The 26,532-nt window shown below is 63.0% G+C and carries 29 protein-coding genes; 7 read left to right on the top strand and 22 right to left on the bottom strand.

Annotated elements, in window-relative coordinates:
* Positions 1 to 10: 10 nt before the first annotated feature.
* The 6 genes from JWV26_RS18105 to JWV26_RS18085 all read right to left on the bottom strand — a co-directional run bounded on the left by JWV26_RS18105 (position 11) and on the right by JWV26_RS18085 (position 3,788).
* On the bottom strand, positions 11 to 214 hold the full coding sequence (locus tag JWV26_RS18105) for a DUF1656 domain-containing protein (RefSeq protein WP_079784221.1): 204 nt from the start codon (positions 212 to 214) through the stop codon (positions 11 to 13).
* Complete coding sequence (locus JWV26_RS18100; protein ID WP_079784222.1) at positions 201 to 2,189, bottom strand: FUSC family protein; 1,989 nt, start codon at positions 2,187 to 2,189, stop codon at positions 201 to 203. Before JWV26_RS18100 ends, JWV26_RS18105 begins: the two co-directional genes overlap by 14 nt.
* Positions 2,190 to 2,384: 195 nt before the next feature.
* Complete coding sequence (gene ccoM / locus JWV26_RS24545) at positions 2,385 to 2,501, bottom strand: cytochrome c oxidase subunit CcoM (RefSeq protein ID WP_017361612.1); 117 nt, start codon at positions 2,499 to 2,501, stop codon at positions 2,385 to 2,387.
* 200 nt (positions 2,502 to 2,701) lie between these two features.
* The gene (locus JWV26_RS18095) at positions 2,702 to 2,863 is read right to left on the bottom strand and encodes a hypothetical protein (RefSeq protein ID WP_093049229.1); all 162 of its coding nucleotides are present in this window, start codon (positions 2,861 to 2,863) and stop codon (positions 2,702 to 2,704) included.
* Complete coding sequence (locus tag JWV26_RS18090; protein ID WP_079784223.1) at positions 2,860 to 3,459, bottom strand: alpha-ketoglutarate-dependent dioxygenase AlkB family protein; 600 nt, start codon at positions 3,457 to 3,459, stop codon at positions 2,860 to 2,862. The genes JWV26_RS18095 and JWV26_RS18090 overlap by 4 nt, the downstream gene beginning before the upstream one ends.
* A 35-nt stretch (positions 3,460 to 3,494) precedes the next feature.
* Complete coding sequence (locus JWV26_RS18085) at positions 3,495 to 3,788, bottom strand: aspartate-semialdehyde dehydrogenase (protein ID WP_079784224.1); 294 nt, start codon at positions 3,786 to 3,788, stop codon at positions 3,495 to 3,497.
* A 166-nt stretch (positions 3,789 to 3,954) separates the two neighbouring features.
* Here JWV26_RS18085 and rapA point away from each other — a divergent pair, with 166 nt between their 5' ends.
* Entirely contained in the window at positions 3,955 to 6,798 is a 2,844-nt protein-coding gene (gene rapA, locus JWV26_RS18080) for an RNA polymerase-associated protein RapA (RefSeq protein ID WP_079784225.1), read from the top strand.
* A gap of 156 nt (positions 6,799 to 6,954) precedes the next feature.
* Here the strand turns inward: rapA and JWV26_RS18075 are convergent, their stop codons facing one another.
* The gene (locus tag JWV26_RS18075) at positions 6,955 to 8,208 is read right to left on the bottom strand and encodes an RNA polymerase sigma factor (RefSeq protein WP_206417479.1); all 1,254 of its coding nucleotides are present in this window, start codon (positions 8,206 to 8,208) and stop codon (positions 6,955 to 6,957) included.
* 153 nt (positions 8,209 to 8,361) lie between these two features.
* Here JWV26_RS18075 and JWV26_RS18070 point away from each other — a divergent pair, with 153 nt between their 5' ends.
* Genes JWV26_RS18070 through cmoB form a run of 3 tightly spaced genes read left to right on the top strand, consistent with a single transcriptional unit; the run spans position 8,362 to position 10,769 of the window.
* Positions 8,362 to 9,003 carry a lysoplasmalogenase gene (locus JWV26_RS18070; protein WP_079784227.1) on the top strand — a complete coding sequence of 214 codons (642 nt, stop codon included), beginning with the start codon at positions 8,362 to 8,364 and terminating at the stop codon, positions 9,001 to 9,003.
* Between the two features lie 57 nt (positions 9,004 to 9,060).
* Positions 9,061 to 9,804 carry a carboxy-S-adenosyl-L-methionine synthase CmoA gene (gene cmoA, locus JWV26_RS18065; RefSeq protein ID WP_074913002.1) on the top strand — a complete coding sequence of 248 codons (744 nt, stop codon included), beginning with the start codon at positions 9,061 to 9,063 and terminating at the stop codon, positions 9,802 to 9,804.
* Positions 9,801 to 10,769, top strand: a complete 969-nt coding sequence (gene cmoB / locus JWV26_RS18060) for a tRNA 5-methoxyuridine(34)/uridine 5-oxyacetic acid(34) synthase CmoB (protein ID WP_206417478.1) — start codon at positions 9,801 to 9,803, stop codon at positions 10,767 to 10,769. Before cmoA ends, cmoB begins: the two co-directional genes overlap by 4 nt.
* 208 nt (positions 10,770 to 10,977) lie before the next feature.
* On the opposite strand, the gene JWV26_RS18055 is transcribed toward cmoB, so the two are convergent.
* The gene (locus JWV26_RS18055) at positions 10,978 to 11,238 is read right to left on the bottom strand and encodes a hypothetical protein (RefSeq protein WP_079784230.1); all 261 of its coding nucleotides are present in this window, start codon (positions 11,236 to 11,238) and stop codon (positions 10,978 to 10,980) included.
* Positions 11,239 to 11,355: 117 nt separating this feature from the next.
* On the opposite strand from JWV26_RS18055, the gene JWV26_RS18050 reads away from it, so the two are divergent.
* Complete coding sequence (locus tag JWV26_RS18050; RefSeq protein WP_072422612.1) at positions 11,356 to 12,240, top strand: LysR substrate-binding domain-containing protein; 885 nt, start codon at positions 11,356 to 11,358, stop codon at positions 12,238 to 12,240.
* 119 nt (positions 12,241 to 12,359) lie between these two features.
* On the opposite strand, the gene pdxJ is transcribed toward JWV26_RS18050, so the two are convergent.
* From pdxJ to rpoE, 12 genes are all read right to left on the bottom strand, one after another.
* The gene (pdxJ, locus tag JWV26_RS18045) at positions 12,360 to 13,106 is read right to left on the bottom strand and encodes a pyridoxine 5'-phosphate synthase (protein ID WP_072422613.1); all 747 of its coding nucleotides are present in this window, start codon (positions 13,104 to 13,106) and stop codon (positions 12,360 to 12,362) included.
* The gene (recO, locus tag JWV26_RS18040) at positions 13,099 to 13,788 is read right to left on the bottom strand and encodes a DNA repair protein RecO (protein ID WP_192981283.1); all 690 of its coding nucleotides are present in this window, start codon (positions 13,786 to 13,788) and stop codon (positions 13,099 to 13,101) included. The genes pdxJ and recO overlap by 8 nt, the downstream gene beginning before the upstream one ends.
* Before the next feature lie 57 nt (positions 13,789 to 13,845).
* Positions 13,846 to 14,745, bottom strand: a complete 900-nt coding sequence (era, locus tag JWV26_RS18035; protein WP_017677759.1) for a GTPase Era — start codon at positions 14,743 to 14,745, stop codon at positions 13,846 to 13,848.
* Entirely contained in the window at positions 14,738 to 15,427 is a 690-nt protein-coding gene (gene rnc / locus JWV26_RS18030; RefSeq protein ID WP_017677760.1) for a ribonuclease III, read from the bottom strand. Before rnc ends, era begins: the two co-directional genes overlap by 8 nt.
* Positions 15,424 to 15,801, bottom strand: coding sequence for a DUF4845 domain-containing protein (locus tag JWV26_RS18025; RefSeq protein WP_093049217.1), 378 nt, complete (start codon positions 15,799 to 15,801; stop codon positions 15,424 to 15,426). The genes rnc and JWV26_RS18025 overlap by 4 nt, the downstream gene beginning before the upstream one ends.
* Positions 15,802 to 15,889: 88 nt before the next feature.
* Complete coding sequence (lepB, locus tag JWV26_RS18020) at positions 15,890 to 16,744, bottom strand: signal peptidase I (RefSeq protein ID WP_206417477.1); 855 nt, start codon at positions 16,742 to 16,744, stop codon at positions 15,890 to 15,892.
* A gap of 6 nt (positions 16,745 to 16,750) precedes the next feature.
* The gene (gene lepA, locus JWV26_RS18015) at positions 16,751 to 18,550 is read right to left on the bottom strand and encodes a translation elongation factor 4 (RefSeq protein WP_072422617.1); all 1,800 of its coding nucleotides are present in this window, start codon (positions 18,548 to 18,550) and stop codon (positions 16,751 to 16,753) included.
* A 149-nt stretch (positions 18,551 to 18,699) separates the two neighbouring features.
* The gene (locus JWV26_RS18010; RefSeq protein WP_072422618.1) at positions 18,700 to 20,124 is read right to left on the bottom strand and encodes a DegQ family serine endoprotease; all 1,425 of its coding nucleotides are present in this window, start codon (positions 20,122 to 20,124) and stop codon (positions 18,700 to 18,702) included.
* Positions 20,125 to 20,159: 35 nt separating this feature from the next.
* Positions 20,160 to 20,615: a SoxR reducing system RseC family protein gene (locus tag JWV26_RS18005; RefSeq protein WP_196455877.1), complete on the bottom strand. Its 456-nt coding sequence runs from the start codon at positions 20,613 to 20,615 to the stop codon at positions 20,160 to 20,162.
* Positions 20,612 to 21,559 carry a MucB/RseB C-terminal domain-containing protein gene (locus tag JWV26_RS18000; RefSeq protein ID WP_206417476.1) on the bottom strand — a complete coding sequence of 316 codons (948 nt, stop codon included), beginning with the start codon at positions 21,557 to 21,559 and terminating at the stop codon, positions 20,612 to 20,614. Before JWV26_RS18000 ends, JWV26_RS18005 begins: the two co-directional genes overlap by 4 nt.
* Before the next feature lie 15 nt (positions 21,560 to 21,574).
* On the bottom strand, positions 21,575 to 22,147 hold the full coding sequence (locus tag JWV26_RS17995; RefSeq protein ID WP_072422621.1) for a sigma-E factor negative regulatory protein: 573 nt from the start codon (positions 22,145 to 22,147) through the stop codon (positions 21,575 to 21,577).
* A gap of 30 nt (positions 22,148 to 22,177) precedes the next feature.
* On the bottom strand, positions 22,178 to 22,759 hold the full coding sequence (gene rpoE / locus JWV26_RS17990; protein ID WP_017677768.1) for an RNA polymerase sigma factor RpoE/AlgU: 582 nt from the start codon (positions 22,757 to 22,759) through the stop codon (positions 22,178 to 22,180).
* Between the two features lie 366 nt (positions 22,760 to 23,125).
* Between rpoE and nadB the strand changes: the two genes are divergently transcribed.
* Positions 23,126 to 24,757 (top strand): L-aspartate oxidase, encoded by a 1,632-nt coding sequence (gene nadB / locus JWV26_RS17985; protein ID WP_072422622.1) that lies wholly within the window; start codon positions 23,126 to 23,128, stop codon positions 24,755 to 24,757.
* Here nadB and JWV26_RS17980 read toward each other — a convergent pair.
* A complete protein-coding gene (locus tag JWV26_RS17980; RefSeq protein ID WP_074913018.1) occupies positions 24,711 to 25,178 on the bottom strand; it encodes a protein YgfX in 468 nt (155 codons plus the stop codon). The two genes, nadB and JWV26_RS17980, sit on opposite strands and share 47 nt — an antisense overlap.
* Positions 25,162 to 25,416: an FAD assembly factor SdhE gene (locus JWV26_RS17975; protein ID WP_017677771.1), complete on the bottom strand. Its 255-nt coding sequence runs from the start codon at positions 25,414 to 25,416 to the stop codon at positions 25,162 to 25,164. The genes JWV26_RS17980 and JWV26_RS17975 overlap by 17 nt, the downstream gene beginning before the upstream one ends.
* Positions 25,417 to 25,561: 145 nt before the next feature.
* Here JWV26_RS17975 and ygfZ point away from each other — a divergent pair, with 145 nt between their 5' ends.
* Positions 25,562 to 26,503, top strand: a complete 942-nt coding sequence (gene ygfZ / locus JWV26_RS17970; RefSeq protein ID WP_206417475.1) for a CAF17-like 4Fe-4S cluster assembly/insertion protein YgfZ — start codon at positions 25,562 to 25,564, stop codon at positions 26,501 to 26,503.
* Positions 26,504 to 26,532 lie beyond the last annotated feature (29 nt).

Below are 26,532 nucleotides of genomic sequence, written 5' to 3'. Positions count from 1 at the left end.
CTTTCTCTCCTCAATGCGCCAGGGCGACCATCACGGCCGCCAGCACGCAGACATACAAGGCACAATCGAACAGGGCTTCGTGCCAGATCCAGCGCGACAACCCTATGCGCTGCAAGCCCAGGCGCAACACGCCAGTCAGCAACAGCGCCAATACCGCGTAGGCCGCCATCGGGCTCAGCAATACGCCACCCAGCGACCACTCATGCAAACCCATTAGTCTCTCCTCTGAGCTGGCACCAGTAGCGCCAACCGTTTTGCAGCTGCAACAGCGCTGCCTCGGCCAGGCGCTTGTCGATGCTGGGCATGCAGGCGCGCAGGGCCTCCTGCAGTTCGCCCACCGCTGCGTTCAGATCATCTTCGCGGCCTGGCGCGGGGCCATGCTCCAGCGCGTCGTCGAGGCGTTCCAGGAAACGCTGCTGCGACCGTGCCAGGCCAGCATCGGCATTGGCCAGGCACTTGCGCAGATGCAGCAACTCGTCGCCCAGATCAAGGCCAGCCACGCCATCGTCCCAGCCGCTACGTGTTTGATCCGGCCGCGCCGGATAATGCCGCGCCAACTGCAGCAGACGATCAGCCATGCGCCCGCCGAACCAGTTTTCGGCGCGGCCCAGGTCGCGACGGGTCAAGCGGCCGAGGTCGGTCAGGATCGCCTGCATCAGGCGCCGGCCATGCCAGACCGGATTGCGCAGCACCACCAGCTTGAAGGCCATCACCGCGCAACCGACACCCATCAGCATGCCGGGCGCCTCATTGAGGAAGAACTCGACGTTGTAGCCGACACCCGGCGCCGGCAGACAAAGCACGATGAAGTGCAGGCAAAACGAGGTCGAGGTCGCAGCCGTCGCTGGCTTGGCCATGCCCAGCACACCAAAGAACAGCGGCACACCCAGCACCATGCAGAGCATCACGAAGCCGTCGATCTGCGGCATCAGAATCTGCCCGACGAAGAACGCCACTGGCAGCGCGTAGAAGATGCCGCGCAGGAACATCATGCCGATCTGCGGCGCCGCTTCGAGCCGGGCGAACAGGCTGCAGACCACGCAGGCCAGCAGTAGCGCACCGGTGGCGTGGGTCCAACCAGTGGCCAGCCAGAATGCAGCCAGAACCAGGAAGGTCAGCGCACTGCGCGAGCCATACACCAGCGCGCTCTGCCAATCGTAGTGCCAGGACAAGGCGCGCGGCGCATCGGCCGGTGCCCTGCCCTCCTCGACCGCGAGCAAGGCGCGACTGGCATCCTCGACACGCAACAGCAGCACCATCAAGCGCTCCAGCAATAGTTGCTGGCCACTGCTCAGTTCTTCGTCCTGCGCCGCCTGGCGCAGTTGCTCGCCCAACTCCAGCAAGCCTACCGGTTGTGCCTGCTGCAGGCGCTCATCCACCACTTGCAGCCAGGGCGCTACAGCCTGCGCCTCGCTGCTGCTCAGTTGTCGCCACTGCCGCGCCACACCACGAGCCAGACGCAGCATGCCGAGCAGATCACGGCTCAGCACGCGCAGCGCCACAGCACGCTGGCGACCACGCGCGCCCTCGAACCAGGCGTGCTCACGCTGGGCATCCACGGCGACGATGCGCGCCAGCACTTCCAGCAAGCCTTGCCGCGAGTCGGCTTCGCCAGCCAGCGCCTGGCGCGAGGCTGCCACGCCAGCCTGCCAGGCGTTACGCGCCTGCTGCGCCAGTTGTCGTTCGACCCGCTGCGGCCAGAGCAAGGCGCTGCTCAGCGTAGCGCAGGTGATGCCCAGGCAGATTTCCGTGCAACGGGCGATGGCCTCGTCGAACACCACATGCGGCTTGCCGATGGCCGGCAAGGCGATGATCGCCACCGTGTAGCCGGCCAGCACGAAAGAGTACGACCAGGCGCTGCGCAGCATGGTCGAGGAAGCCGTGCACAGCGCCAGCCATAGGGCGAACGCCAGCACGAACAACAGCGGCGCCTGGGCGAACAGCCCCATCATCACCACAGCCATGAAGGTGCCGACCAGCGTGCCGAGCAGCCGTGCCAGGCCCTTCTGTACCACCATGCCAGACAGCGGCTGGGCGACGATGAACGCGGTCATCAGCGCCCACTGCGGCTGCTCCAGGCCAAAACGCAGCGCGCACCACAACGCCAGCCCACCGCCGAGCAGGGTCTTGATGGCAAATTGAACGGCTTGCGAGCTTGGCGCGAGAAACGCCAGCAAGGAATCACGCACGATGGCTACCTGAAAGAATCTCAGCCCTGAACATAGCTGTAGCGATTGAGTTGCGCCTCCGTGCGAAACTCAATTATTAGCTAGCTAAGTATTTATGTCCAGAAGGTGCTGCGATCTCAGGAGGGCCACGCGCAAATAAAAAAAGGGCGACCGAAGTCGCCCGAATTGCCTTGCGTGCCCATTGAACTGGAAGGATCAGCTCTGCTTGCGCTTGTGCGCATCCTTCCAGATGAAGTAACCAACACCCCCGAAGAACGCGACCATCAGAAGTACGGTGCCGACTCCGGCGAGAACCACTGTATCGACGAACATGGCTGCCTCCTGTTGTGCCTGTCTGTCTGGGATGGCTTCACGTTATCAGCGCTGGCGGCGGGAAAATTGATCTGGGTCAATGGCCGACGAGCAGGCGCGAGCGGGCCTACGGGAATACTGACGCAGGTCAAGAAATCGAGAGGGTACGAGGCGGGAAGCACGGCCTGGCAGCCGTGCACAACGATTGAACGGCGGGATTTTCAGCGTTTCTTGGGTTTGCTCTTGGACTTCTTCTTGGCCTTGCCGATCGGCAACACCTGCTCGAAAACCTGGCGCATCTCGTTGAGGCGCTTGTCGTTGAGGTCGTGGATACGCTTGTCGCGCTCGGCGGCAAAGTCGATCAGCTTGTCGTCATGGCTCATAGCGGAAACCGGATCAGGCGAAAGGTCAGATTCAGGCGCGGCGCGCAGGTTTGGCGCGTCTTCGCCACTTGATGTTGCCAATGATGCTGGGTCGGCCCGCGCATGACCAGTAGCGAAGCATGCTCCAGCGTCAACGAATGTTCGATGCGCGTGCTACCAACCCGGCGCAGATCGAAACGCCGGCTGCCGCCCAGGTTGAGCGAGGCGATCAGCGGATCACGCCCCAGCTCCGGCTCGGCATCGCTGTGCCAGCCCATGGAGTCCTGGCCGTCGCGGTAATGATTGAGCAGCACGGCATTGAGCGATTGACCGACTTCTTTCTCGACCCGTTGGCGAATCTCGTTCAGCAGCGGCGTCCAGGGCAAGGGCTCGTGGATCTTCCCTGAATAGCGGTAACGCGCCTCGGGGTCGCCATACCAGGCCGTCAGCCGTGGCGTGCGGTGATAGCGACCATGGATGAACAACTCAGGTTGCTGCCAGGGCGTTTGCTCGACCAGTGCTTGCAGCCAGCTATCGGCCAGGGCAGCGTCGACCCAGCCGGGCAGATAATCCAGTTCGGCATCGGCGAGTACAGGCAAAGGGTCGGCGAACAGCATGACGATCTACATGAACGAGAATGAAAAGGAGTGTCTCAGACTTCAACGTCTACCCACAGCCCTCGCCGGGGCAGATCACCTAGCGCTTGCTCCACCTCTTCCGGCTCGGCCTCAGCCAGTTGCTCGGGGGTGTAGCCACGACGCTGGCGACGGCGCTGTTCTTCGCGCAGCAGCTCCTCGGTTTCCTGTGGATGACGCTTGTCGAGGCTAAGCGCACTTTCCTTGGCGCTGCCTTCGGCCGGGGTCACCGGGGGAATCTCAGGCTTGGGCTTGATCACGTCCTGCGTGGCAGTGACCGGCACCAGGCTATGGGGGATAGGCGGTAGCACGTTGCAGCACCTCCTTTGGTCAGGCTGTCGGCCCCGTGAGCCGCGACTTTAGCCGGCGCTCGCTACACTTTTGACTAAGCCGCACGGCAATAGTGCCATGACCGCTTTGGCCGTGACGCCGCATCCGTTAACATAGCCGGCTTTTTCACGCGGGAGACAGACAGGCATGGCGCAATATCAACCGGGGCAACGCTGGATCAGTGACAGCGAAGCGGAATTGGGTCTGGGAACCATCCTCGCCGAGGACGGCCGCCTGCTCACCGTGCTCTACCCGGCCACCGGCGAAACCCGCCAGTACGCTACGCGCAATGCCCCGTTGACCCGTGTACGCTTCGCCCCGGGTGACGAGATCACCCATTTCGAGGGCTGGAAGCTCACCGTGCAGGAGGTCGAGGACGTCGACGGCCTGCTGGTCTACCACGGCCTCGATGCCCAGCATAAACCGGTGACCATGCCGGAAACCCAGCTGTCGAACTTCATCCAGTTCCGCCTGGCCAGCGACCGCCTGTTCGCCGGCCAGATCGACCCGCTGGCCTGGTTCGCCCTGCGTTACCACAGCCTCGAGCACAACAGCCGCCTGCTGCAGTCGTCCCTCTGGGGCCTGGGCGGTGCTCGCGCGCAACCGATTGCACACCAGCTGCACATCGCCCGTGAAGTGGCTGACCGTATCGCCCCGCGCGTACTGCTGGCCGACGAAGTGGGTCTGGGCAAGACCATCGAAGCCGGCCTGGTGATTCATCGCCAGCTGCTCTCCGGTCGCGCCGGCCGCGTGTTGATCCTGGTGCCGGAAAACCTGCAGCACCAGTGGCTGGTGGAAATGCGCCGGCGTTTCAACCTCGACGTCGCGCTGTTCGACGCCGAGCGTTTCATGGAAAGCGACGCCAGCAACCCCTTCGAGGATTGCCAGCTGGCGCTGGTCGCCCTGGAGTGGCTGAAGGACGACGAAAAGGCCCAGGACGCGCTGTTCGCCGCCGGCTGGGACCTGCTGGTGGTCGACGAAGCCCACCACCTGGTCTGGCACCCGGAGCAGGCCAGCGCCGAATACTCGCTGGTCGAGCAACTGGCAGAGGTCATCCCCGGCGTGCTGCTGCTCACCGCCACCCCGGAACAGCTCGGCCAGGACAGTCACTTCGCCCGTCTGCGCCTGCTCGACCCGGCCCGTTTCCATGACCTTGAAGCCTTCCGCGCCGAAAGCAGCCAGTACCGCCCGGTGGCCGAAGCGGTGCAGGAGCTGCTCGACCAGGGCAAGCTCAGCGCCCAGGCGCGCGACGCCATCGGCGGCTTCCTCGGTGATGAAGGTCGCGAACTGCTGGACGCCATCGACGGCGGCGACGAAGAAGCACGCGCCCGCCTGGTACGCGAGCTGCTGGATCGCCACGGCACCGGTCGCCTGCTGTTCCGTAACACCCGTGCTGCCGTACAGGGCTTCCCTGAGCGCGAGCTGCACCCCTACCCGCTACCGAGCCCCGATGAATATCTGGAACTGCCGCTGGGCGAGCATGCCGAGCTGTACCCGGAAGTCAGCTACCAGGCGCAGGACGATATCGACGAAGAGCAGCGCTGGTGGCGCATCGACCCGCGCGTCGAATGGCTGATCGACACCCTGAAGATGCTCAAGAAATTCAAGGTGCTGGTGATCTGCGCCCACGCCGAGACCGCGCTGGATCTGGAAGACGCCCTGCGCGTGCGCTCCGGCATCCCGGCCACGGTGTTCCATGAAGGCATGAGCATCCTCGAGCGCGACCGTGCCGCCGCCTACTTCGCCGACGAAGAATTCGGCGCACAGGTGCTGATCTGCTCGGAAATCGGCTCCGAAGGCCGCAACTTCCAGTTCGCCCATCATCTGGTGCTGTTCGACCTGCCGGCTCACCCGGACCTGCTCGAACAACGCATCGGCCGTCTCGACCGTATCGGCCAGAAACATCGCATCCAGCTGCACGTACCTTACCTGGAGAACAGCCCGCAGGAACGTCTGTTCCAGTGGTACCACCAGGCGCTGAACGCCTTCCTCGCCACCTGCCCCACCGGCAACGCCCTGCAGCACCAGTTCGGCCCACGCCTGCTGCCGCTGCTGGAAAACGGTGACGACGGCCAGTGGCAGCAACTGGTGGACGAAGCCACCGCCGAGCGCATTCGCCTGGAAGGCGAGCTGCACAGCGGCCGTGACCGTCTGCTGGAACTGAACTCCGGTGGTGCCGGTGAAGGCGAGGCGCTGGTCGAGGCCATCCTCGAGCAGGACGACCAGTTCACCCTGCCGATCTACATGGAAGAGCTGTTCAACGCCTTCGGCATCGACAGCGAAGACCACTCCGACAACGCCCTGATCCTGCGCCCCAGCGAGAAGATGCTGGACGCCAGCTTCCCCCTGGGCGACGACGAGGCGGTGACCATTACCTACGACCGCGAGCAGGCCCTGGCCCGCGAGGACATGCAGTTCCTCACCTGGGAACACCCCATGGTGCAGGGCGGCATGGACCTGGTGCTGTCCGGCTCGATGGGCAACACCGCGGTGGCGCTGATCAAGAACAAGGCGCTCAAGCCCGGCACCGTGCTGCTGGAGCTGCTCTACGTCAGCGAAGTGGTCGGCCCGCGCAAACTGCAGCTGGGTCGTTTCCTGCCACCGGCGGCACTGCGCTGCCTGCTCGACGCCAACGGCAACGACCTGGCCGCCAAGGTCGGCTTCGAAACCCTCAATGACCAGCTGGAAAGCGTGCCGCGGGCCAGCGCCAACAAGTTCGTCCAGGCCCAGCGCGATGTGCTGGCCAAGCAGATCAACGACGCCGAAGCCAAGGTCATGCCGCGTCATGTCGAGCGTGTCGCCGAGGCCAAGCGTCGCCTGATCGCCGAACTGGACGAGGAACTGGCGCGCCTGGTCGCCCTGCGCGCGGTCAACCCGAGCGTACGCGACAGCGAGATCGAGGCCCTGCGCGAGCAGCGCGAACAGAGCCTGGCGATGTTCGACAAGGCCGCCCTGCGCCTGGAAGCGATTCGCGTACTGGTAGCGGGTTAAAGCACGGCATCGGCAATCGTAGGGTGCGCCGTGCGCACCGACCGCTGGCGCCGAAGAATGAGGTGCCAGCGGCCTAGCCGGCCTTATCCCTTATAGGGTTCAGCGGCCACAGCGCTCCATCCAGCACTCACTCGTTTGCGGTGCGCACAGCGCACCCTACGGCCTATCACCCGCCTGGTGTGCTTCCAACTCATCCAACCTGCTCTGCAGAAACTGCCGATCCGGCCCTTGTTGCGCCAGCGCCAGTGCCTGGCGGTAGGCAGCGATTGCCTGCTCGCGCCGGCCAAGCCTACGCAGCAGATCGGCCCGCGCCGCATGGGCCAGGTGGTACCCCTCCAGTTCGCCTGCAGCCAGCAATCGGTCGATCTCCACCAGTCCCGCCTGCTCACTGTCACGCATGGCCAGTGCCACGGCGCGGTTGAGTTCGATCACCGGCGAAGGGTTCAGGCGCAGCAGCTCGTCATACAGGCCGACGATCTGCGCCCAATCGGTTTCTTCCAGACTGGCCGCCTCGGCATGCACAGCAGCAATGGCCGCCTGCAGGCTGTAGGGGCCGAAACGCCGCGAGTGCAGCGCCTGCAGCACCAGCACCTCGCCCTCGGTGATCAATTCGCGACTCCATAGGCTGCGATCCTGGGCCTCCAGCAAAATCACCTCGCCATCGACGCCGCTGCGCGCAGCGCGTCGCGATTCGTGCAACAGCATCAACGCCAGCAGTCCCTGCACTTCCGGCTCGGGCAGCAACTCCAGCAGTAGCCGTCCCAGGCGAATCGCTTCGTTGGACAGCTGGCCGCGGGTCAGCGAATCGCCGGAGCTGGCGAAGTAGCCTTCGTTGAACACCAGATAGACCACCCGCAGCACCGCCTCAAGCCGCTCGGGCAGCTCGCTGCGCCCCGGCACCTCATAGGGAATACGCGCGTCACGAATCTTCGCCTTGGCCCGCACGATGCGCTGGGCCAGGGTCGCCGGGCTGGAGAGGAAGGCGCGGGCGATCTCCTCGGTGGTCAGATCGCACACCTCACGCAGGGTCAGCGCCACCTGGGCATCACTGGCCAACGCCGGGTGGCAACAGGTGAAGATCAGGCGCAGGCGGTCGTCCTCGAGCAGTTCGCCCCCTTCGGCGTCGCTCTCATCTGGCAATTCGACCTGCTCGTCCAACGGCTGGAAGCGACGTTGCCGACGCAGGTTGTCGATGGCCTTGAAGCGCCCGGCGGAGACCAGCCAGGCGCGCGGATTGTCCGGCACACCGCTCTGCGGCCATTGCTCGACCGCACTGCGAAACGCCTCGTGCAGCGCCTCCTCGGCCAGGTCGAAATCCCCCAACAGACGGATCAGGGTGGCGAGAACGCGGCGCGACTCCTCGCGGTAAAGGCGCTCGATCAGCTCGGTGACAGGTGGCGATATCGACATGCGCTTCTCCTGAACGAACGCATACGGTGCCCAATACTGCCGGCGGCGTCGAGTAGCGGCACGATCCGCCCCTCGATTTGGCATCCCTTGCGTTGGCAGCCGTTCGGTCGCTGGGCATAGTCGCGCCATTCCAATAACGAAGGGAGTCTTGCTATGCGTTGGTTGCTGCTCGGTCTGGCGGGTGCTGCGGTATTTCTCTACGGCCGGATCACCGGCGATGCACAACTAAGCCTGCTGACCAAGGGCATCCCGGTGATCGCCCTGCTGCTCTGGCTGCGCCAGGCGCCAGCCGGCACCTACCGCCGCTGGATCGGCATCGGCCTGGTGTTCTCGCTGGCTGGCGACATCCTCCTGGACTGGCCCGGCGATCTGTTCGTATTTGGCCTCGGCGCCTTTCTGCTCGGCCACCTGGCCTACCTGCGCGCCTATTGCTCCGACAGCCGGCAGCCTGCCCTCGCTGCCCTGCTACTGGCACTGGTTGCCGGCGGTGCAATGTTCGCCATACTGGCCAGCAGCGGCCTGGGCGAGCTGCTGATCCCGGTGGCCTGCTATGCCACGGCCATCTGCCTGATGCTCTGGCGCGCCCTGGCCCGCATCGGTCACCCGCATCTGCAGCCGCGCTCCACCTGGCTCGCAGCCGGCGGCGCGGCACTGTTCGTGCTCTCCGACAGCCTGATCGGCATCGACCGCTTCGTCGCCAGCTTCGACGCCGCGCCTTACGCCATCATCCTCACCTACTGGCTCGGTCAGTGGGGCATCACCGCTTCGGCCTTCCAACGCAGCAACAGCGCCTGACTGTTGCGCCACACTTGGCTAAAATGCCGGCCTTTTCCGCTACCCGTTGCGACTGCCGTGAGCCAAGAACCTGATCGTCTATTCGCCCAGCCTCTACCCGAGGTGCCCGACTTCGTCTTCAACGAGGATGTGGTGCGGGTCTTCCCCGACATGATCAAGCGCTCGGTGCCAGGTTACCCGACCATCGTCGAGAACATCGGCGTGCTCGCCGGCCAGTTCGCCCAGCCGCACACCACCCTTTACGACCTCGGCGCCTCGCTCGGCGCGGTGACCCAGGCGCTGCGCCGTCATGTGCGCGTCGACGGTTGCAAGGTGATCGCCGTAGACAACTCCTCGGCCATGGTCGCGCGTTGTAGCGAATACCTGCATGCCCAGGACGCCATGTTCCAGGAGCTGCTGCCGGTGGAGGTGATCGAGGCCGATATTCTCGCCCTCGATCTGCAGCCCACCTCATTGGTCACGCTCAACTTCACCCTGCAGTTCATCCCGCCGGAGCGGCGCCTGGAGCTGCTCACGCGCATTCGCCAGGCGCTGCTGCCCAGTGGCGCGCTGATCCTCTCGGAGAAGCTGCGCTTCGAGGACGCCGCCGAACATGAGCTACTCACCGAGCTGCATGTCGCCTTCAAACGCGCCAACGGCTACAGCGAACTGGAAATCGCGCAGAAGCGCAGCGCCATCGAGAAGGTGATGCTACCCGACAGCCTCGAGCAGCACCGTGAGCGCCTGCTCGCCGCCGGTTTCAGCAAGGTGCTGCCCTGGTTCCAGTGCCTGAACTTCGCCTCGCTGGTGGCCCTGCCATGATGCGCGATCTGGACCTCGATGCCCTGCAGGCGCAACTGGCTGGCACTCCGCTACAAGAATGGACAGCCGACCTGCCTGGGCAACTCGATGCCAAACTAGCCATCGGTCACGGCGACCTCACCCGCTGGTACGGCGCCGTCCAGGCTCTGCCGGATCTGCCGGTGAGCGAGGTAGAACTGGCTCAGCGCTTCGCCTTCGGCGGCGCCTGCGACGAGTCGAGCCGTGCACAATTGAAGGCTGCTCTGCAGGGCTTGATTCCCTGGCGCAAGGGGCCGTTCGAGCTGTTCGACGTGCACATCGACACCGAATGGCGCTCGGACTGGAAATGGCAGCGCGTCGCCCCGCATCTGAATCTGGCCGGCAAGCGCATCCTCGATGTCGGTTGCGGCAACGGCTACTACATGTGGCGCATGCTCGGCGCGGGTGCCGACAGCGTGGTCGGCATCGATCCCAACTGGCTGTTCCTCTGCCAGTTCCTGGCGATGAAACGCTATCTGCCGGAGCAACCGGTGTGGCACCTGCCGCTGGCCTTCGAGGAACTGCCGGCCAAGCTGCAGGGCTTCGATACGGTGTTCTCCATGGGCGTCTTGTACCACCGTCGCTCGCCCATCGACCATCTGCTCGACCTCAAGGACACCCTGGTCAAGGGCGGCGAGCTGGTACTGGAAACCCTGGTGGTCGAAGGCGATGCCGAACAGGTGCTGGTGCCCGAAGACCGCTACGCGCAGATGCGCAATGTCTGGTTCCTGCCCTCAGTGCCGGCGCTGGAGCGCTGGCTGCGCCGCGCCGGTTTCGAGGACGTGCGCTGCGTCGACGTCAGCACTACCTCGGTGGAGGAACAACGCGCCACCGAGTGGATGCGCTTCCAGTCGCTGCCCGAATTTCTCGACCCGGCCGACCACAGCCGCACCATCGAAGGCCTGCCGGCACCGACACGCGCCGTGCTGATCGCACGCAAGCCGTAGGGCGGCCCGGGACGCCAGCCGCTCGTAGGGCGGACTCAGGAGCGAAGCGAACAGTCCGCCATCGGTGCATCCTCGGATCTCAGCATGAACCTCACTTCGCAACGGCGTACTGCTTCGCGACGACTGCATGGATGCAGGAGGTAGAGCGACGCAGGAAGCCAAAGCCGAGTACGCCCTACGGGCTGCACCCCTCTTGCAACAATTGCTGCTACCGCCGCAGCCAACGTGCACGCCGCTGTGCGATAAGCCGCAGCGGTTCACTGGCGCCCTGCTCCACCACGCCACGGGCACCGCCCAGGCGGATCCTTCCCTCGATGTCCTGCGCCAGCAGGCGGCGCATGCGCCGCCGCCAGAACCAGGCGCCGATCCAGTCGACGATGGCGTTTTGCAGATCCAGCGGCCACATGGCCGGCATATAGAACTCGGGCATGGCTGGGCGCGACTTGTCGCGATTGCTCGAACTGTTCATGACCTTTCCTCCGTTTCGCGGCCGGCTTCTTGCCGGGCTTGCGATCAGGATGAAACGCGCCTATCGTTCAAACAAACGACAAATATCAAACATCTAATTAAGAAATATTTAACGACTATGAACGCGACAGCCCCCATCTCCCTGCCGCTTCTGGAAAACGATGTGCTGCGCACCTTCGTCGCCATCGCCGACAGCGGCAGCTTTACCCGCACCGCCGCGCAGGTATTTCGCAGCACTGCGGCCGTCAGCCTGCAGATCAAGCGTCTGGAGGAAACCCTCGGCCAGCGCCTGTTCATCCGCGAAGCACGGCAAGTTCGCCTGACCGCCGAAGGCGAGGTGCTACTCGGCTATGCCAGGCGATTGCTCAAGCTCAACGAGGAAGCGGTGGCACGCTTTCTTACCCCGACGCTGACCGGCCGCGTGCGCTTTGGCACGCCGAACGATATCGGCGACCGCGTACTACCGAGTGTCTTGACTCTGTTCGCCCGCAGCCATCCGGCCGTGGAGGTCGAGGTCAATGTCGGGCGCAGTGTGGATCTGGTGGCAAAGCTGGATGCCGGCGAGCTGGACCTGACCCTGATCAACGCCGGCAACGACGGCCTGGATGACGCGCGCGGCGAAGTGATCTATTCCGAGGAGCTGGTCTGGGCCGGGCGTGACGGTGGCCTGGCCATGCAGCGCTCGCCCTTACCGCTGGCCCTGGCCAACCCGGGCTGCGCCTGGCGCCGCACCGCGCTCGACGCACTGGATCGTCAGGGTGTGGCCTATCGCATCGCCTATTCCTGCGAGCAGTGCGCTGGCCAGGAGGCGGCAATGACCGCCGACCTGGCCATCGCGCCCTTCCCACGCAGCCTGGTCAGGCCACCACTGCGCCGGTTAGGCGCAGAACAGGGGCTGCCGCCGCTAGGCGAGTACCACATCAAATTGATACGCGGCCATCAGCGTAACGATGCCATCGAGGCGCTCGCCACACAGATGATTCAAGCGTTTGCGCAAGGCTAAGTAGGGTGCGCCGTGCGCACCCGGGATACCGCGGTGCTTGCTTGGTGCGCGGAGAAGTCAGCGCCCGACCGATAGTTGATCGGCGGCATAACGTTACGCGACCCAGTGCGCGCCTACCATTAGCCTCGGTTGGCGGCGGCCACGATCAACGCCTTCATCTCGGCGACAGCCTGCTTGAAGCCCACGAACAGCGCATGTGAGACGAGCGCATGGCCGATGTTCAGCTCGTTGATGCCCATGATCGCGGCCACTGCCTCGACGTTGTGGTAATGCAGGCCATGACCGGCGTTGACGATCAGGCCGTGGTTCAGCCCACAGATCACCCCATCACGAATACGCGACAGCTCATGAGCCGCTTCCTCCGCCGTATGGGCATCGGCGTACCGTCCGGTGTGCAGTTCGATGGCCGGCGCACCGACGCGCATGGCCGCCTCGATCTGTCGCTCTTCGGCATCGATAAACAGTGATACCTCACAACCAGCCAATGACAACCGCTCGACAGCGGCGGCAATCCGCGCCTCCTGCCCGGCCACGTCCAGACCGCCTTCGGTGGTCAGCTCCTGACGGGTTTCCGGCACCAGGCACACGTGCGCCGGGCGGATCTGCTCGGCGAAACCGAGCATGAAATCGGTGACGCCCATTTCGAAGTTCATCCGCGTCTGCAGCACATCGGCCAGCACGCGTACATCACGATCCTGGATATGTCGGCGATCTTCGCGCAGGTGCACGGTGATACCGTCGGCACCGGCTTCTTCGGCGTCCAGCGCGGCCTTGACCGGGTCCGGGTAGCGTGTGCCACGCGCCTGGCGCAGGGTGGCGACGTGGTCGATGTTCACGCCGAGCAGAATACGATTGGCCTCAGTCACGCTTGGACTCCTTGAGCGTCATGAAAAGTTCGCGGCTGACCAGGGGCCTGCCGCCGAGATGAGGTGCCAGCGCCTGGCGCATCAGGCGCTTGGCAGCGGCCAGCGCGCCAGGCGTTTGCCAGTCAGCTTCGGCCATGGCCAGCAGCTCGCTGCCCTGGAACACACCGGGTTGCAGTTGTACCACCGGCACCAGGCCGATGTCCTGCTGCCAGCGGTAAAGTGCCGTTGGATCGATGGGTTGGTCGTGCTGGTCACGATCCAGGGCGAAACCATAGCCCAGCTCGTCCAGCAGGCGCCATTCGAACGCGCGCAGCAGCGGTTCCAGCGCCCGACCAGCAGCCAGTGCCTGTAAGGTCAGACCGTAGTGTTCGAGCATCACGGGGTGCGGATCTTCGGCCGGTAGCAGGCGGATCAGCAGTTCGTTGAGATAGAGCCCAGAGAACAGCGCCTCGCCCGTCAACAGCAGCGGAATACCGGCGCTTTCCAGGCGGCCGACAGTCTTCAGCTCGCCGCGCCCACGCAGTTCCAGCTCCAGCGGCGCAAAAGGCCGGGCAATGCTGCCGATCTTGCCGCGAGCGGCGCGCAGTACGGCACGCACGCGCCCCTGAGCGGTGAAGAAATCCACCAGGGCGCTGCTTTCCTTGTACGGACGGCTATGCAGAACGTAGGCGGCAGGAATCATGTGGGTAACCGCCAGAATGCGCCATGAGCAACGACAAGGATGCGCACGGCGCCCCGATCAATCCAGGTAACCCAGCGAGCGCAGGGCGCGCTCGTCGTCGGACCAGCCACCTTTGACCTTGACCCAGAGATTGAGCATCACCTTGGAGTCGAACATGGTTTCCATGTCCTTGCGCGCTTCCTGACCGATGCGTTTGATGCGCTCGCCCTTGTCGCCGATGATGATCTTCTTCTGTCCGTCACGTTCCACCAGGATCAGGCCGTGGATATGCAGAATGCGGCCTTCCTGTTTGAATTCCTCGATCTCCACGGTGATCTGGTACGGTAGCTCGGCACCGAGCTGACGCATGATCTTCTCGCGGATCAGCTCGGCAGCCAGGAAACGGCTGGAGCGGTCGGTGATCTGGTCTTCCGGGTAGAAGTGTTCGGACTCTGGCAGGCGCTCGCCCACCAGCTTCTCCAAGGTATCGAGGTTCTGCCCCTGCAGCGCGGAGATCGGCACGATCTCGGCCTGCGGCAATTGCTCGGCCAGCCAGCCCAGGTGCGGCAGCAGTTCGCTCTTGTCTTCCAGGCGGTCGGATTTGTTCACCGCCAGCAGGATCGGGCATTTGACGTGCTGCACCTTCTCCAGCACCAGTTGGTCTTCGTCGGTCCAGCGCATGCGGTCGACCACGAACACCACGACGTCAACGTCCTTCAGCGCTGTGCTGGCGCTGCGATTCATGTAGCGGTTGAGTGCCTTCTCGTTGTTCTTGTGCAGCCCCGGGGTATCGACATAGACAGCCTGAACCTCGCCCTCGGTCTTGATCCCGAGCATGTTGTGGCGGGTGGTCTGCGGTTTGCGCGAGGTGATCGCCAGCTTCTGCCCGAGGATGTGGTTGAGCAGCGTCGACTTGCCCACGTTGGGCCGGCCGACGATGGCGACGTAGCCGCAACGGGTCACAGGTGCATCAGTCATTACCATTCTCCACCCCGAGGGCGATCAGCGCCGCAGCCGCAGCGACCTGCTCGGCGATACGCCGGCTGCCGCCCTGGCCCAGGGTCTTTTCATTGAGCAGGGAAACCTGGCACTCGACCATGAAGGTACGGCAGTGCGGCTCGCCCTGTACGTCCACCACCTCGTAACGAGGCAGCTCGCAGGCACGCGATTGCAGGAACTCCTGCAGGCGTGTTTTCGGATCCTTGTTGGTGTCGACCAGGGTCAGGCCGTCCAGCTCGCCGGTCAGCCAGTCCAGCACGCGCTCGCGTGCTGCATCCATACCGGCGTCCAGATAGATGGCGCCAATCAGCGCCTCCAGGGCATCGGCCAGGATCGACTCGCGACGGAACCCGCCGCTTTTCAGCTCACCAGAGCCCAGGCGCAGGTATTCGCCCAGCTCGAAACCGCGCGCCAGCACGGCCAGGGTCTCGCCCTTGACCAGGCGCGCGCGCAAGCGCGATAGCTGGCCTTCGCGGGCTTGCGGGAAACGCTCGAACAGCGCTTCACCGGCTACGAAATTGAGGATGGCATCACCGAGAAATTCCAGCCGCTCATTGTTGCGGCCGGCGAAACTGCGATGGGTCAGGGCCAGGACCATCAGGTCCTGGTCCTTGAAGCTATAGCCGAGCTTGCGCTCGAGGCGGGACAGATTTGGACTCACGGCATCCGTACACGAAATTCTTTGTCGAAATTCACCACCAGATCGAGGTTCTCGATCAGTGGCTCGCGTTTTTCATATTTGAGGTGGGCGCGGAATTCATTGTTCTCCTGCGTCACCTTGAGCACATCACGCAGATTCAGGTCACGAATGTTGTTGACCTGCATGCCCTTGCTCACATGGTTGTAAAACTCACCAACGGTGCGCACATCCGACGCCTTGTCGGTTTCCACCGAAGTAATGATCTTCTCCATGGACATGTAGTCCATGTAGTGCGGCAACATCTTGAATGCTGTGCTGGCGAAGAATGCCACCACGGCCAGAACCATCAGCCAACCCAGAATGGAAAGCCCCTGCTGCGAGCGCGCGAAAGTCATGTGTATCCCCAATGAACGGTCTTGTTGGAAAGCCTGACGGCTAGATTATTTATAGCCTGCGGCGCTGTATTGAACAGCGCGCCAGTGCTCAATGAATCAGGCCGACCCGAGAGAAATTGGGCACATTGCTGGTCTTGGGCTCCGGCCAGCTCATCCAGATGGCGAAGGCCTTGCCGACGATATGGTCGTCCGGGACCATGCCCCACAGCTCCTGAGGGATATGACGATCACGCCAGTAACGGCTGTCGTTGGAGTTGTCACGGTTATCACCCATCATGAAGTAGTGCCCTTCCGGCACCACCCATTGGCCGCCAGGCTCGCGGCGCATGCGGGTCATTTCCTTGCGGATGGTGTGTTCGACCTGACCAAGGCGCTCCTGGTAGAGCGTCGCACTGCCCAGGCTACCAGCTTCTTCGCCGATCAGTTTCTCGGCTACAGGCTCACCATTGATCAGCAGGCGCTTGCCCTGGGTGTACTCGATACGATCGCCCGGTAGACCGACCACGCGCTTGATGTAGTTGATGCTCGGATCGCTGGGATAACGAAACACCATCACATCGCCGCGCTGCGGGTTGTCCACCTCGATGATCTTCTCATCGATCACTGGCAGACGAATGCCGTAAGCGAACTTGTTGACCAAGATGAAATCACCCACTTCCAGGGTCGGCTTCATCGACCCGGAAGGAATCTGGAACGGCTCGACCAGAAACGAGCGCAATACCAGCACAATAGCCAGCACCGGGAAGAAGGATTTGCCGTACTCGACGAGCAACGGCTCCTTGTTCAGGCGCTCCAGCACCCTGTCGTCGGGATCGTCGACCCGCCCCTGGTACGCCGCAATCGCCGCACGGCGGCGCGGAGCCAGCAGGATCAGATCGATCAGGGCCAGGAAGCCGCAAACGGCAACCGCGATAACCAACAGGAGCGGGAAATTGATCGACATAGAGCCTTAGCTATCCAACCTGAGCACGGCAAGGAAGGCTTCTTGTGGAATTTCCACGTTGCCGACCTGCTTCATGCGTTTCTTACCGGCCTTCTGCTTCTCCAGCAGCTTCTTCTTACGGCTCACGTCGCCACCGTAGCACTTGGCCAGTACGTTCTTTCTGAGCGCCTTGACAGTGGTCCGCGCGATGATCTGGCCGCCAATGGCTGCCTGGATCGCCACGTCGAACATCTGCCGAGGAATCAGTTCCTTCATCTTCTCGGTCAACGCACGGCCTTTGTAGGCGGCGTTATCGCGGTGCACGATCAATGCCAGGGCATCGACCTTGTCGCCGTTGATCAGTACATCCAGCTTGACCAGGTTGGCGGACTGGTAGCGATCGAAATGATAGTCCAGCGACGCATAGCCGCGGCTGGTGGACTTGAGCTTGTCGAAGAAGTCCAGCACCACTTCGTTCATCGGCATGTCGTAACGCACTTGCACCTGGCTACCGAGGAACTGCATGTCGCGTTGCACGCCGCGCTTCTCGATGCACAGGGTGATGACGTTACCCAGATGCTCTTGCGGTACCAGGATGGTCGCGTTGACGATCGGCTCGCGGAAATCGGCGACGGACGAAACGTCCGGTAGCTTGGAGGGGTTGTCGACGACGATGGTTTCGCCGGTCTTGAGTTCCAGCTCGTAGATCACGCTCGGCGCGGTGGTGATCAGATCCAGGTCGTACTCGCGCTCCAGGCGTTCCTGGATGATCTCCATGTGCAGCATGCCGAGGAAGCCGCAACGGAAGCCAAAGCCCAGGGCATCGGAGCTTTCCGGCATGTACTGCAGCGACGAATCGTTGAGCGTCAGCTTCTGCAGGGCATCGCGAAAATCCTCGAAGTCGTCGGAGCTCACCGGAAACAGCCCAGCGTAGACCTGCGGCTGGATTTTCTTGAAGCCTGGCAGCACTTCGACCTCCGGGGTCGAAGACAGGGTCAGGGTATCGCCCACCGGCGCACCGTGGATGTCCTTGATGCTGGCGATGATGAAGCCTACTTCACCGGCTTTCAGATCAGCAGTAGCGGTGTGCTTCGGCGTGAAGACACCAACGCTGTCGACCAGGTGCACCTTGCCGGTGGACTTGACCAGGATCTTGTCGCCCTTCTTCACCCGACCGTGACGCACACGCACCAGCGAGACCACGCCCAGGTAGTTGTCGAACCAGGAGTCGATGATCAGCGCCTGCAGCGGTGCTTCGATATCGCCAGTCGGGGCAGGAATCGTGTGCACCAGGCGCTCAAGCACCTCGTCCACACCCATGCCGCTCTTGGCGCTGCAGGCCACGGCGTCGGTGGCGTCGATGCCGATGATCTTCTCGATCTCGTCCTTGACGCGGTCCGGATCGGCCTGCGGCAGGTCCATCTTGTTCAGCACCGGCATGACCTCAAGGCCCTGCTCGATGGCGGTGTAGCAGTTGGCAACCGATTGCGCCTCGACGCCCTGACCAGCATCGACCACCAGCAGCGCACCTTCGCAGGCAGCCAGCGAACGCGAGACTTCGTAGGTGAAGTCGACGTGGCCGGGCGTATCGATGAAGTTCAACTGATAGGTTTTGCCGTCCTGCGCCTTGTAGTGCAGCGTGACGCTGTGGGCCTTGATGGTGATGCCGCGCTCACGCTCCAGATCCATGGAGTCCAGGACCTGAGCCTCCATTTCACGCGCGGTGAGACCGCCGCACATCTGGATGAAACGGTCAGCCAAGGTGGACTTGCCGTGGTCAATGTGGGCAATGATGGAAAAATTGCGGATATGACTCAGGTCACTCACAGATCAACACTCAAAGAAGGCACGGGCAAGACGCTTGCCGAAAATAGCCGCGGATTGTACCCGATCCCTCGCAACGGCGTCACGTCTGCACAGCGCTGGTGCAGATACGAAGAAGGGCGCCCGAAAGCGCCCTCTTCAACGTACCTGGGTTACTCGGCCAGCTTGAAGGTAATGAAGCTGGCACGCCCCTGACGCAGCACCCGCATGGACACCGAACGATTCTTCGGCAGATCCTGCGCCACCTGGGTAAAGGTGCTGGTGGAGTCAATGGCCTGATTGTTCAGATGGGTGATCACGTCACCAGGACGCAGGCCAATCATGGCCGCAGGTCCATTGAGCACTTCCTTGACTACCACCCCGCCCTTGAGGTCGAGGCCTTTCTTCTGCTCGGCAGTCAGCTCCACCACAGTAACGCCCAGGCGGTTGTTGCTGCGCTCGCCACCCTGCGCCGAACCGGACGACGCCAGTTCCTGACCTTCCTCCGGCAACGTGCCGACGGTGACGTTGAGTTTCTTGCGCGAGCCATCACGTACGACATCCAGCTCGGCTTTCTCACCCGGCTTCAGGCCACCCACGAGGTGCGGCAGGTCAGCCGACATGATGATCGGTTTGCCATTGAGACTGAGAATCACGTCACCTACCTGCAGGCCGCCCTTGTCCGCCGGACCATCCTCAAGCACCTGGGCGACCAGCGCGCCAGCCGGTTTGTCCAGACCGAAGGACTCGGCCAGATCCTTGTTCACCTCCTGAATCACCACACCGAGCCAACCGCGGGTCACCTTGCCATCAGCCTTGAGCTGGTCGGCCACCTGCATGGCCACTTCCATCGGGATGGCAAAGGACAGCCCCATGAAACCGCCGGAACGGGTGAAGATCTGCGAGTTGATACCCACCACTTCACCTTGCAGGTTGAACAGTGGGCCGCCAGAGTTGCCCGGGTTGATCGCCACATCGGTCTGGATGAACGGTACGTAGCTGTCGCTCGGCAGGTTACGCCCCTTGGCGCTGACGATCCCTGCCGTCACCGAGTGATCAAAGCCGAACGGCGAACCGATGGCCAGCACCCACTCGCCGACCTTCAGGTCATCGGCCTTACCCAGGCGAACCACAGGCAGGTCCTTGCCCTCGACCTTGAGCAACGCGACGTCGCTACGCGGATCGGCACCAATCAATTTGGCTTCCAGCTCGCTGCGATCAGACAGACGCACGATGATTTCATCGGCATCAGCGACCACATGATTGTTGGTCATGATGTAGCCGTCCGGCGAGATGATGAAACCGGAACCCAGCGACTGCGCTTCGCGCTGGCGACCACCCGGATTACGCGGAATCTGGGGAATGCTGCGCTCGAAGAACTCGCGGAACATCGGCGGCAGCCCTTCCAGATCAGGCAAGCCTGGCTGCCCGGCAACGGCGCGCTCGGGCATCTTCTGACGGGTACTGATATTGACCACCGCAGGCGAGGCCTCTTCTACCAGATCAGTGAAATCAGGCAGGCTGGCCTGAGCCAGCAGACTTTGCCCCCAGAGCAAGGCAACCGCCAACAACGGCGCAATGGACTTGAGTTTTCTCATCGAACTACGACTCCCCATGTAAAACTCGGACACTCTCAACCGGCCGCTGGCACAGTGACCAGCAGCGTACGTAGGACAACGGGCTGCAATAAGGGGTTCTCGGCAACGCGAGCGGCGCGCCAGCGAACCATCAGCCAACTGGCGAACAGGCCACTCAGGCCTGCCAGGATCACCAGAGGTTCGGAAAGACCTAGACCGTCCGCCAGCAGCGCTGCGGCAAACAGACCCAGAAGCGGAAGCAGATAAACCAGCAGAGAACTGCGCACCAGCAGATCTTCGCGCACACCGATGATCACGCTATCGCCAATCGCCAGCTGCATTTGACTGAGCGCGCGCACATAGCCGCGCTGTCGGCCTACACCGAGACGATCCATCAGGCCCTGACCACAGGCGGCATTGGCCGAACAACTGGAGCAGGTGCTCTTGCGCAGCGTCTCGACCCAGACAGCGCCGGGCTCGAGCGCCACTACACGCCCCTGCTCCTCGATCATTGGCTAGCCTGTTCAGGCACTCCGGTGCGCATGGACAGGGCGATGCGTTCGGCAGTCCCCAAGGGAATCTCACCCACCACGGTCACCATGACATCACCAGAGTCGGTACTCATCCGCCGCGAAACCGCGACGGTTGGGCCCAGCTGGCTGCGCGCATCCTCGACGACGCGACCTTTCAGGGGTTCGAGAAAAACCGAGAATCGCGCCAGGCCATCGCCATACATGAGATAGGTGACGGGATCATCAGCGGAAGGCACGCGGCGTACCTGCGCAGTAGTCAGAGTAAAGCCCGGCGGCAGCCAGTCGGATCGCCAGGTACCTTCGGCCATGCTGTCGGCAGCACGAAAACGCACCGGCCTGCAGCTCGAACTCGGCTGCATGGCATCCTCAACAGGTACAGAGGTATCCAGCTGAGCGAACTGGAAGCGCTCCAGTAGCTGGCCACGCTCGTTCAACAGGAGGGATTTCAACGGCAGACCGGTCTCCCGGTCCAAGTGCAATTCGAAGCCGTAGCGATGCTGGTCCTTGGGCGCCAGCACCAGAACGACTGCCGGACGATTGGCTATGCGCGACTGACCCACGACACGAATGTCATACCAGTTGCTCAATTGCTCGACAGCCAACTGGCGAGCAGGCCAAGCCTGCCCTTCACTGACCTGGTCAGCCAACGCGCCAGTGACGCACTGAGCCTGGCCATCAACTTTCAGCACCTCCTGGGCAGGCCCATCGAGCTGCAGAAGGCGCTCGCGAACTTCGCCCCCCTCCTCTACCCGATGCCACACGGCATGGGTGGAAAAACTTCCATTGCGCTCATAGATGAACGTGCCCTGGAAGCTTTGCTGGCGCTCTGCCGCAGCGAGGCGCCCGAGCAAGTCTTGCACCTCGGAGGCCTGAACCGGCAACGCCAGCAGACCACCGAGAAGGTAGAGGGGAATCGCGCGCATGTGACTCCTTAGCGCTTAGCGGTTTTCCAGACTTGCAGCCCGAGCATAAGGCAGAGCGGTTTCACCGGTACCCATCACGGCTTCCTGCGCATGTTGACGCAGGTAGTTCGGCAAGCGCTGCTCATGCCAGCTGGCAGTGCCTGCTTCGGCGGCTTCGCCGGCTTCCTCGCTGCTGTTGTAACCAGCGAGCAGCGCAGGACCTTGCACCTGCGGTACCGAGAGTACCGGAGAAGCCTCCTGCTGTGCCAATTGGGCGCCGCTCAGGTCATCCTGATTGTAGAAGCGCACACCCGCCAGCACTGCAACGGTCACCGATGCTGCGACGGCTACGCGCCCGACACTACGCCAGATCGGCGCCTTGCGTGCCGGGACGGCTTCGTCGGCCAGCGCCGCGGAAACCGCAGATGCGATGTCCAGTTGCGGCACCAACAGCTCACGATGCATGGCTGCACGGGCGATCTGGTAACGCGACCAGGTGCCGCGCAGCTCGCCATCATCGCTGGCTGCGAGCACACGCCGCAGTTCCAGTTCGTCCGCTTCGTTATCCATCACCGCGGACAGCGATTCCTGCAGGGTTTCACGACTCATGGTGTTCCTCTCTTGGCTGTCGCCGCTGCCTTAGGTTTCCTGCAACAGAGGCTGCAGGGACTTATCAATTGCCTCACGCGCACGGAAGATCCGCGAACGCACCGTACCTACCGGACACTGCATGACGCCGGCAATGTCCTCGTAACTCAAGCCTTCGAACTCACGCAGGGTCAGGGCCGTGCGCAAATCATCCGGCAACTGGGCGATGGTTCGATGCACGGTGGCTTCGATCTCGTCGCGCAGCAATGCCCGCTCCGGTGACTCGATGTCCTTCAGGCCGTGGTCGCCGTCATAGAACTCCGCGTCATCGCTACTGACATCACTATCTGGCGGCCGCCGACCGCGTGACACCAGATAATTCTTCGCCGTGTTGATGGCGATGCGGTACAGCCATGTATAGAACGCGCTGTCACCGCGAAAGTTTCCAAGCGCTCGGTAGGCTTTTACGAAAGCCTCCTGAGCGACATCCTGAGCCTCGTGGGTGTCGTGCACGAATCGCACGATCAAACCGAGGATCTTGTGCTGATACTTCAGCACCAACAGATCGAAGGCACGCTTGTCACCGCGCTGCACTCGCTCGACCAGCTGCTGATCATCTTCCTGGGTTAGCATGCACTCTCCTCATAACGCTCGGAGGAGGTCTGCGCCCGTAAGCGAATCAGCTTGCCAAGATAGACTCGGGTCTTACGCAAAAGTTCTCCCCTCCAAGCAAGCTTCCCGCAGAGTTTTCTTCCCTCTGCCTGGAATGGCGCCAGCGGAACCTTTCCGCTCGCGCAAATAATCTTATCGCCGCTCATTTCCACACCCTCCGCTGACTTCAGATGCAGGCACGCGCAAGCGCTCTCCCTTATATGGGCGACCCTCTATGGAACCTTAACGACTAAGAAAGTTCCCGAGCACCGCGGTCGGTCATAAGCCACCTATTGTGCCGCTGCCCCTCTCTATATACTAGGGCTCGCTTTCACGCGGAACTCGGACATGAGCCAACACTTCCAGCATGATGTTCTGGTCATCGGCAGCGGCGCCGCTGGCCTGACGCTCGCCCTCACCCTACCCTCCCATCTGCGCATCGCGGTATTGAGCAAAGGCAAGCTGGCCAATGGCTCGACCTACTGGGCGCAAGGTGGCGTGGCAGCCGTTCTGGACGATACCGACACGGTCGAATCACACGTCGCCGACACCCTCAACGCCGGTGCCGGGCTGTGCAGCGAAGACGCCGTGCGTTTCACCGTAGAACACAGCCGCGAGGCCATCCAGTGGCTGATCGATCAGGGCGTCCCCTTCACCCGAGACGATGAAACCGCGCGCGAGGACGGCGGCTTCGAGTTCCATCTGACCCGCGAGGGCGGCCACAGCCATCGGCGCATCATCCACGCTGCCGACGCGACTGGCGCAGCAATTTTCAACACCCTGCTGGAGCAGGCCCGACAACGCCCGAACATCGAGCTGCTGGAGCAGCGCGTTGCCGTCGACCTGATCACCGAGCGCAAGCTCGGCCTGGATGGCGAGCGCTGTCTGGGCGCTTATGTACTGGATCGTGAGCGCGGCGAAGTGGACACCTTCAGCGCGCGCTTCGTGATTCTCGCCACCGGCGGCGCGGCCAAGGTCTACCTTTATACCAGCAACCCCGACGGTGCCTGTGGCGACGGCATCGCCATGGCCTGGCGTGCCGGCTGTCGCGTCGGCAACCTGGAGTTCAACCAGTTCCACCCTACCTGCCTGTATCACCCGCAGGCCAAGAGCTTCCTGATCACCGAAGCCGTGCGCGGCGAAGGTGGCCTGCTCAAGCTGCCCAGCGGCGAACGCTTCATGCAGCGCTTCGATGAGCGCGCCGAACTGGCACCGCGCGATATCGTTGCCCGCGCCATCGACCATGAAATGAAGCGCCTGGGCGTCGACTGCGTGTACCTGGACATCAGTCACAAGCCGGCCGAGTTCATCAAGGGTCATTTCCCCACTGTCTACGAACGTTGCCTGGGCTTTGGCATCGACATCACCAAGCAGCCCATCCCGGTGGTGCCCGCGGCGCATTACACCTGCGGCGGCGTGGTGGTCGATCAGCATGGCCGCACCGACGTACCCGGCCTCTACGCCATCGGCGAAACCAGCTTCACCGGCCTGCATGGCGCCAACCGCATGGCCAGCAATTCGCTGCTCGAATGCTTCGTTTATGCGCGTTCAGCCTGCGCCGATATCATCGAGCAGCTGGACTCTATCGGCATGCCCAGCAACCTCCCGGACTGGGACGCCAGCCAGGTGACCGACTCCGACGAGGACGTGATCATCGCTCACAACTGGGATGAGCTGAGGCGTTTCATGTGGGACTACGTCGGTATCGTGCGCACCAACAAGCGCTTGCAGCGCGCGCAACACCGCGTGCGCCTGCTGCTGGACGAGATCGACGAGTTCTATTCCAACTACAAGGTCAGTCGCGACCTGATCGAGCTGCGCAACCTCGCGCTGGTCGCCGAGCTGATGATCCGCTCGGCCATGCAACGCCATGAAAGTCGCGGGCTGCACTACACCCTCGACTATCCCGAGCAGTTGGCCGAAGCCCGCGACACTATTCTGACGCCGACGTCCCTGGCTCAGCCCAGCGCCGCCGGCTGAACTTCAGGCGCAAGCGCAGGCGCCGATGCTGCTCGGGCGCCAACGCATCGCGGGCAATGCACAGCCCACGACTGAAACGCTGGCCTGGCAGGCGATAGCGCAGCACCACCGCCAGCGGCAACGCCAGACTGTCCGGGCGCAGTTGCACCGCCTGCCAGCCTGCTGCAACGCTGTACAGATGCCAGCCGAATCCATCACGACGCAAACCCGTGACGGCCTGTGGCGCAGTCAGCAAGACGTGTCGCGGTAGCACCCAGGCGGCATGCGCCAGGCATGCCACGAGTGACAGCAGCTTTGACCAGAGGGGAATGTCGGCCAGCCACGGCGCCAGCAGGGCCAGCGCCTGGACCGACAGGTAGAGCCTCAGCAGCCAGCGTGAGGGCTGCCAACGGCACTCGAAGGCATCACTTGGGTTGGACACGGTCCAGGATCATGCGCACGATATGGCGCAGGTCAGCGTCCTCGGGCTCGCCGCGCTGCATGAACCAGCCGAACATGTCCTGGTCCTCGCACTCAAGCAGCTTGCGATAGCGCGCCTGGTTCTCGGCATCCAGGCTCGGGTACACCTCCTTGACGAAAGGCACCAGCAGCACGTCCAGCTCCAGCATGCCACGGCGGCTATGCCAGAACAGGCGATTCAGTTCACTTTGCTCAACCATGCAACGGACTCCTCGAACGAGGCCGGCAGTATAACGGCGAATTGCCTCGCTGTTCACCGAGACGCTGCGCAATTGCGCTGACAAGGCCCCACCCTGCCCACTATGATGACGCCCCTGACCTTTATTCAGCGATTCGATTTGCATCATGGCCGATAGCGCTTACTTCACACTCCTCGATCACGAAGGCCTGCTCGCCGTACGCGGCGCGGACGCAGCCAAGTTCCTGCAGGGCCAAGTGACCTGCAACCTCAATTACCTCAGTGCCAGCCAGTCCAGCCTTGGCGCCCGCTGCACGCCCAAGGGCCGCATGCTGTCGAGCTTTCGCATCGTCCCGGTAGAAGACGGCTACCTGCTGGCCATGGCACGCGAACTGATCGAGTCGCAGCAGGCCGATCTGCAGAAATATGCGGTGTTCTCCAAATCCAAGCTCAGCGACGAAAGCGCCGCCTGGGTCCGTTTTGGCCTGGCGGGCGCCGATGCCGTGCTGAGCGAGCTCGATCTGCAGCTGGGCACCGCCAGTGATTCCCTGGCCAGCGCCGGCCAACTGCTCGCCGTACGCCTGAGTGATGGCCGTGCCGAGCTCTGGTCGCCAGCAGAGGAAGCGCCAAAGCTGCAAGCCCAATTGGCCGCTCAGCTGCCGCAGGCGCCACTGAACGACTGGTTGCTGGCTCAGGTCCGTGCGGGCGTGGGCCAGGTGTTCGGCGCCACACGTGAGCTGTTCATCCCGCAGATGATCAACCTGCAAGCCCTCGGCGGCGTGAGTTTCAAGAAAGGCTGCTACACCGGCCAGGAAATCGTCGCGCGCATGCAGTACCTGGGCAAGCTCAAGCGCCGCCTGCAAAGCCTGCGTCTGGTCGCTGCAGAGCTACCGGCCGTCGGCGTCGAATTGTTCTCACCGGTGCATGGCTCCAGCGTTGGCGAAGTAGTGCTGGCGGCACAGGCCGGCGACGCCATCGAGCTGCTCGCCGTATTACAGGAAGACGCCGTGAACGACGGCCGCATTCATCTCGGCAGCAGTGAAGGCCCACCCCTGACCCTGCTCGACCTGCCTTATCAGCTGGATGCCGACCAGGAAATCCAGCGCTGACTAAACTTCCCCGGCGCCGCCTCGGATCG

Origin of the sequence: Ectopseudomonas toyotomiensis, from assembly GCF_017167985.1 — a bacterium.
In the GTDB taxonomy this organism is placed as follows: Bacteria; Pseudomonadota; Gammaproteobacteria; order Pseudomonadales; family Pseudomonadaceae; genus Aquipseudomonas; species Aquipseudomonas toyotomiensis.
The sequence above is the reverse complement of the archived record's forward strand: the minus strand, read 5'-3'. Positions and strand labels throughout refer to the sequence as shown.

Excerpts from the sequence above, each read along its gene's own strand:
- rpoE (WP_017677768.1), bottom strand. The coding sequence starts at position 22,759 with ATGCTAACCCAGGAAGATGATCAGCAGCTGGTCGAGCGAGTGCAGCGC.
- cmoB (WP_206417478.1), top strand. The coding sequence starts at position 9,801 with ATGATGCGCGATCTGGACCTCGATGCCCTGCAGGCGCAACTGGCTGGC.
- JWV26_RS18105 (WP_079784221.1), bottom strand. The coding sequence starts at position 214 with ATGGGTTTGCATGAGTGGTCGCTGGGTGGCGTATTGCTGAGCCCGATG.
- JWV26_RS18005 (WP_196455877.1), bottom strand. The coding sequence starts at position 20,615 with ATGATCGAGGAGCAGGGGCGTGTAGTGGCGCTCGAGCCCGGCGCTGTC.
- JWV26_RS18090 (WP_079784223.1), bottom strand. The coding sequence starts at position 3,459 with ATGCTGTTCGCCGACCCTTTGCCTGTACTCGCCGATGCCGAACTGGAT.
- lepB (WP_206417477.1), bottom strand. The coding sequence starts at position 16,744 with ATGTCGATCAATTTCCCGCTCCTGTTGGTTATCGCGGTTGCCGTTTGC.
- JWV26_RS18095 (WP_093049229.1), bottom strand. The coding sequence starts at position 2,863 with ATGAGCCATGACGACAAGCTGATCGACTTTGCCGCCGAGCGCGACAAG.
- JWV26_RS17995 (WP_072422621.1), bottom strand. The coding sequence starts at position 22,147 with ATGAGTCGTGAAACCCTGCAGGAATCGCTGTCCGCGGTGATGGATAAC.
- recO (WP_192981283.1), bottom strand. The coding sequence starts at position 13,788 with ATGATTCCTGCCGCCTACGTTCTGCATAGCCGTCCGTACAAGGAAAGC.
- JWV26_RS18050 (WP_072422612.1), top strand. The coding sequence starts at position 11,356 with ATGAACGCGACAGCCCCCATCTCCCTGCCGCTTCTGGAAAACGATGTG.
- JWV26_RS18000 (WP_206417476.1), bottom strand. The coding sequence starts at position 21,559 with ATGCGCGCGATTCCCCTCTACCTTCTCGGTGGTCTGCTGGCGTTGCCG.
- ccoM (WP_017361612.1), bottom strand. The coding sequence starts at position 2,501 with ATGTTCGTCGATACAGTGGTTCTCGCCGGAGTCGGCACCGTACTTCTG.
- era (WP_017677759.1), bottom strand. The coding sequence starts at position 14,745 with ATGACTGATGCACCTGTGACCCGTTGCGGCTACGTCGCCATCGTCGGC.
- JWV26_RS18070 (WP_079784227.1), top strand. The coding sequence starts at position 8,362 with ATGCGTTGGTTGCTGCTCGGTCTGGCGGGTGCTGCGGTATTTCTCTAC.
- nadB (WP_072422622.1), top strand. The coding sequence starts at position 23,126 with ATGAGCCAACACTTCCAGCATGATGTTCTGGTCATCGGCAGCGGCGCC.
- rapA (WP_079784225.1), top strand. The coding sequence starts at position 3,955 with ATGGCGCAATATCAACCGGGGCAACGCTGGATCAGTGACAGCGAAGCG.
- JWV26_RS18075 (WP_206417479.1), bottom strand. The coding sequence starts at position 8,208 with ATGTCGATATCGCCACCTGTCACCGAGCTGATCGAGCGCCTTTACCGC.
- JWV26_RS17975 (WP_017677771.1), bottom strand. The coding sequence starts at position 25,416 with ATGGTTGAGCAAAGTGAACTGAATCGCCTGTTCTGGCATAGCCGCCGT.
- JWV26_RS18010 (WP_072422618.1), bottom strand. The coding sequence starts at position 20,124 with ATGAGAAAACTCAAGTCCATTGCGCCGTTGTTGGCGGTTGCCTTGCTC.
- JWV26_RS18055 (WP_079784230.1), bottom strand. The coding sequence starts at position 11,238 with ATGAACAGTTCGAGCAATCGCGACAAGTCGCGCCCAGCCATGCCCGAG.
- JWV26_RS18025 (WP_093049217.1), bottom strand. The coding sequence starts at position 15,801 with ATGACTTTCGCGCGCTCGCAGCAGGGGCTTTCCATTCTGGGTTGGCTG.
- ygfZ (WP_206417475.1), top strand. The coding sequence starts at position 25,562 with ATGGCCGATAGCGCTTACTTCACACTCCTCGATCACGAAGGCCTGCTC.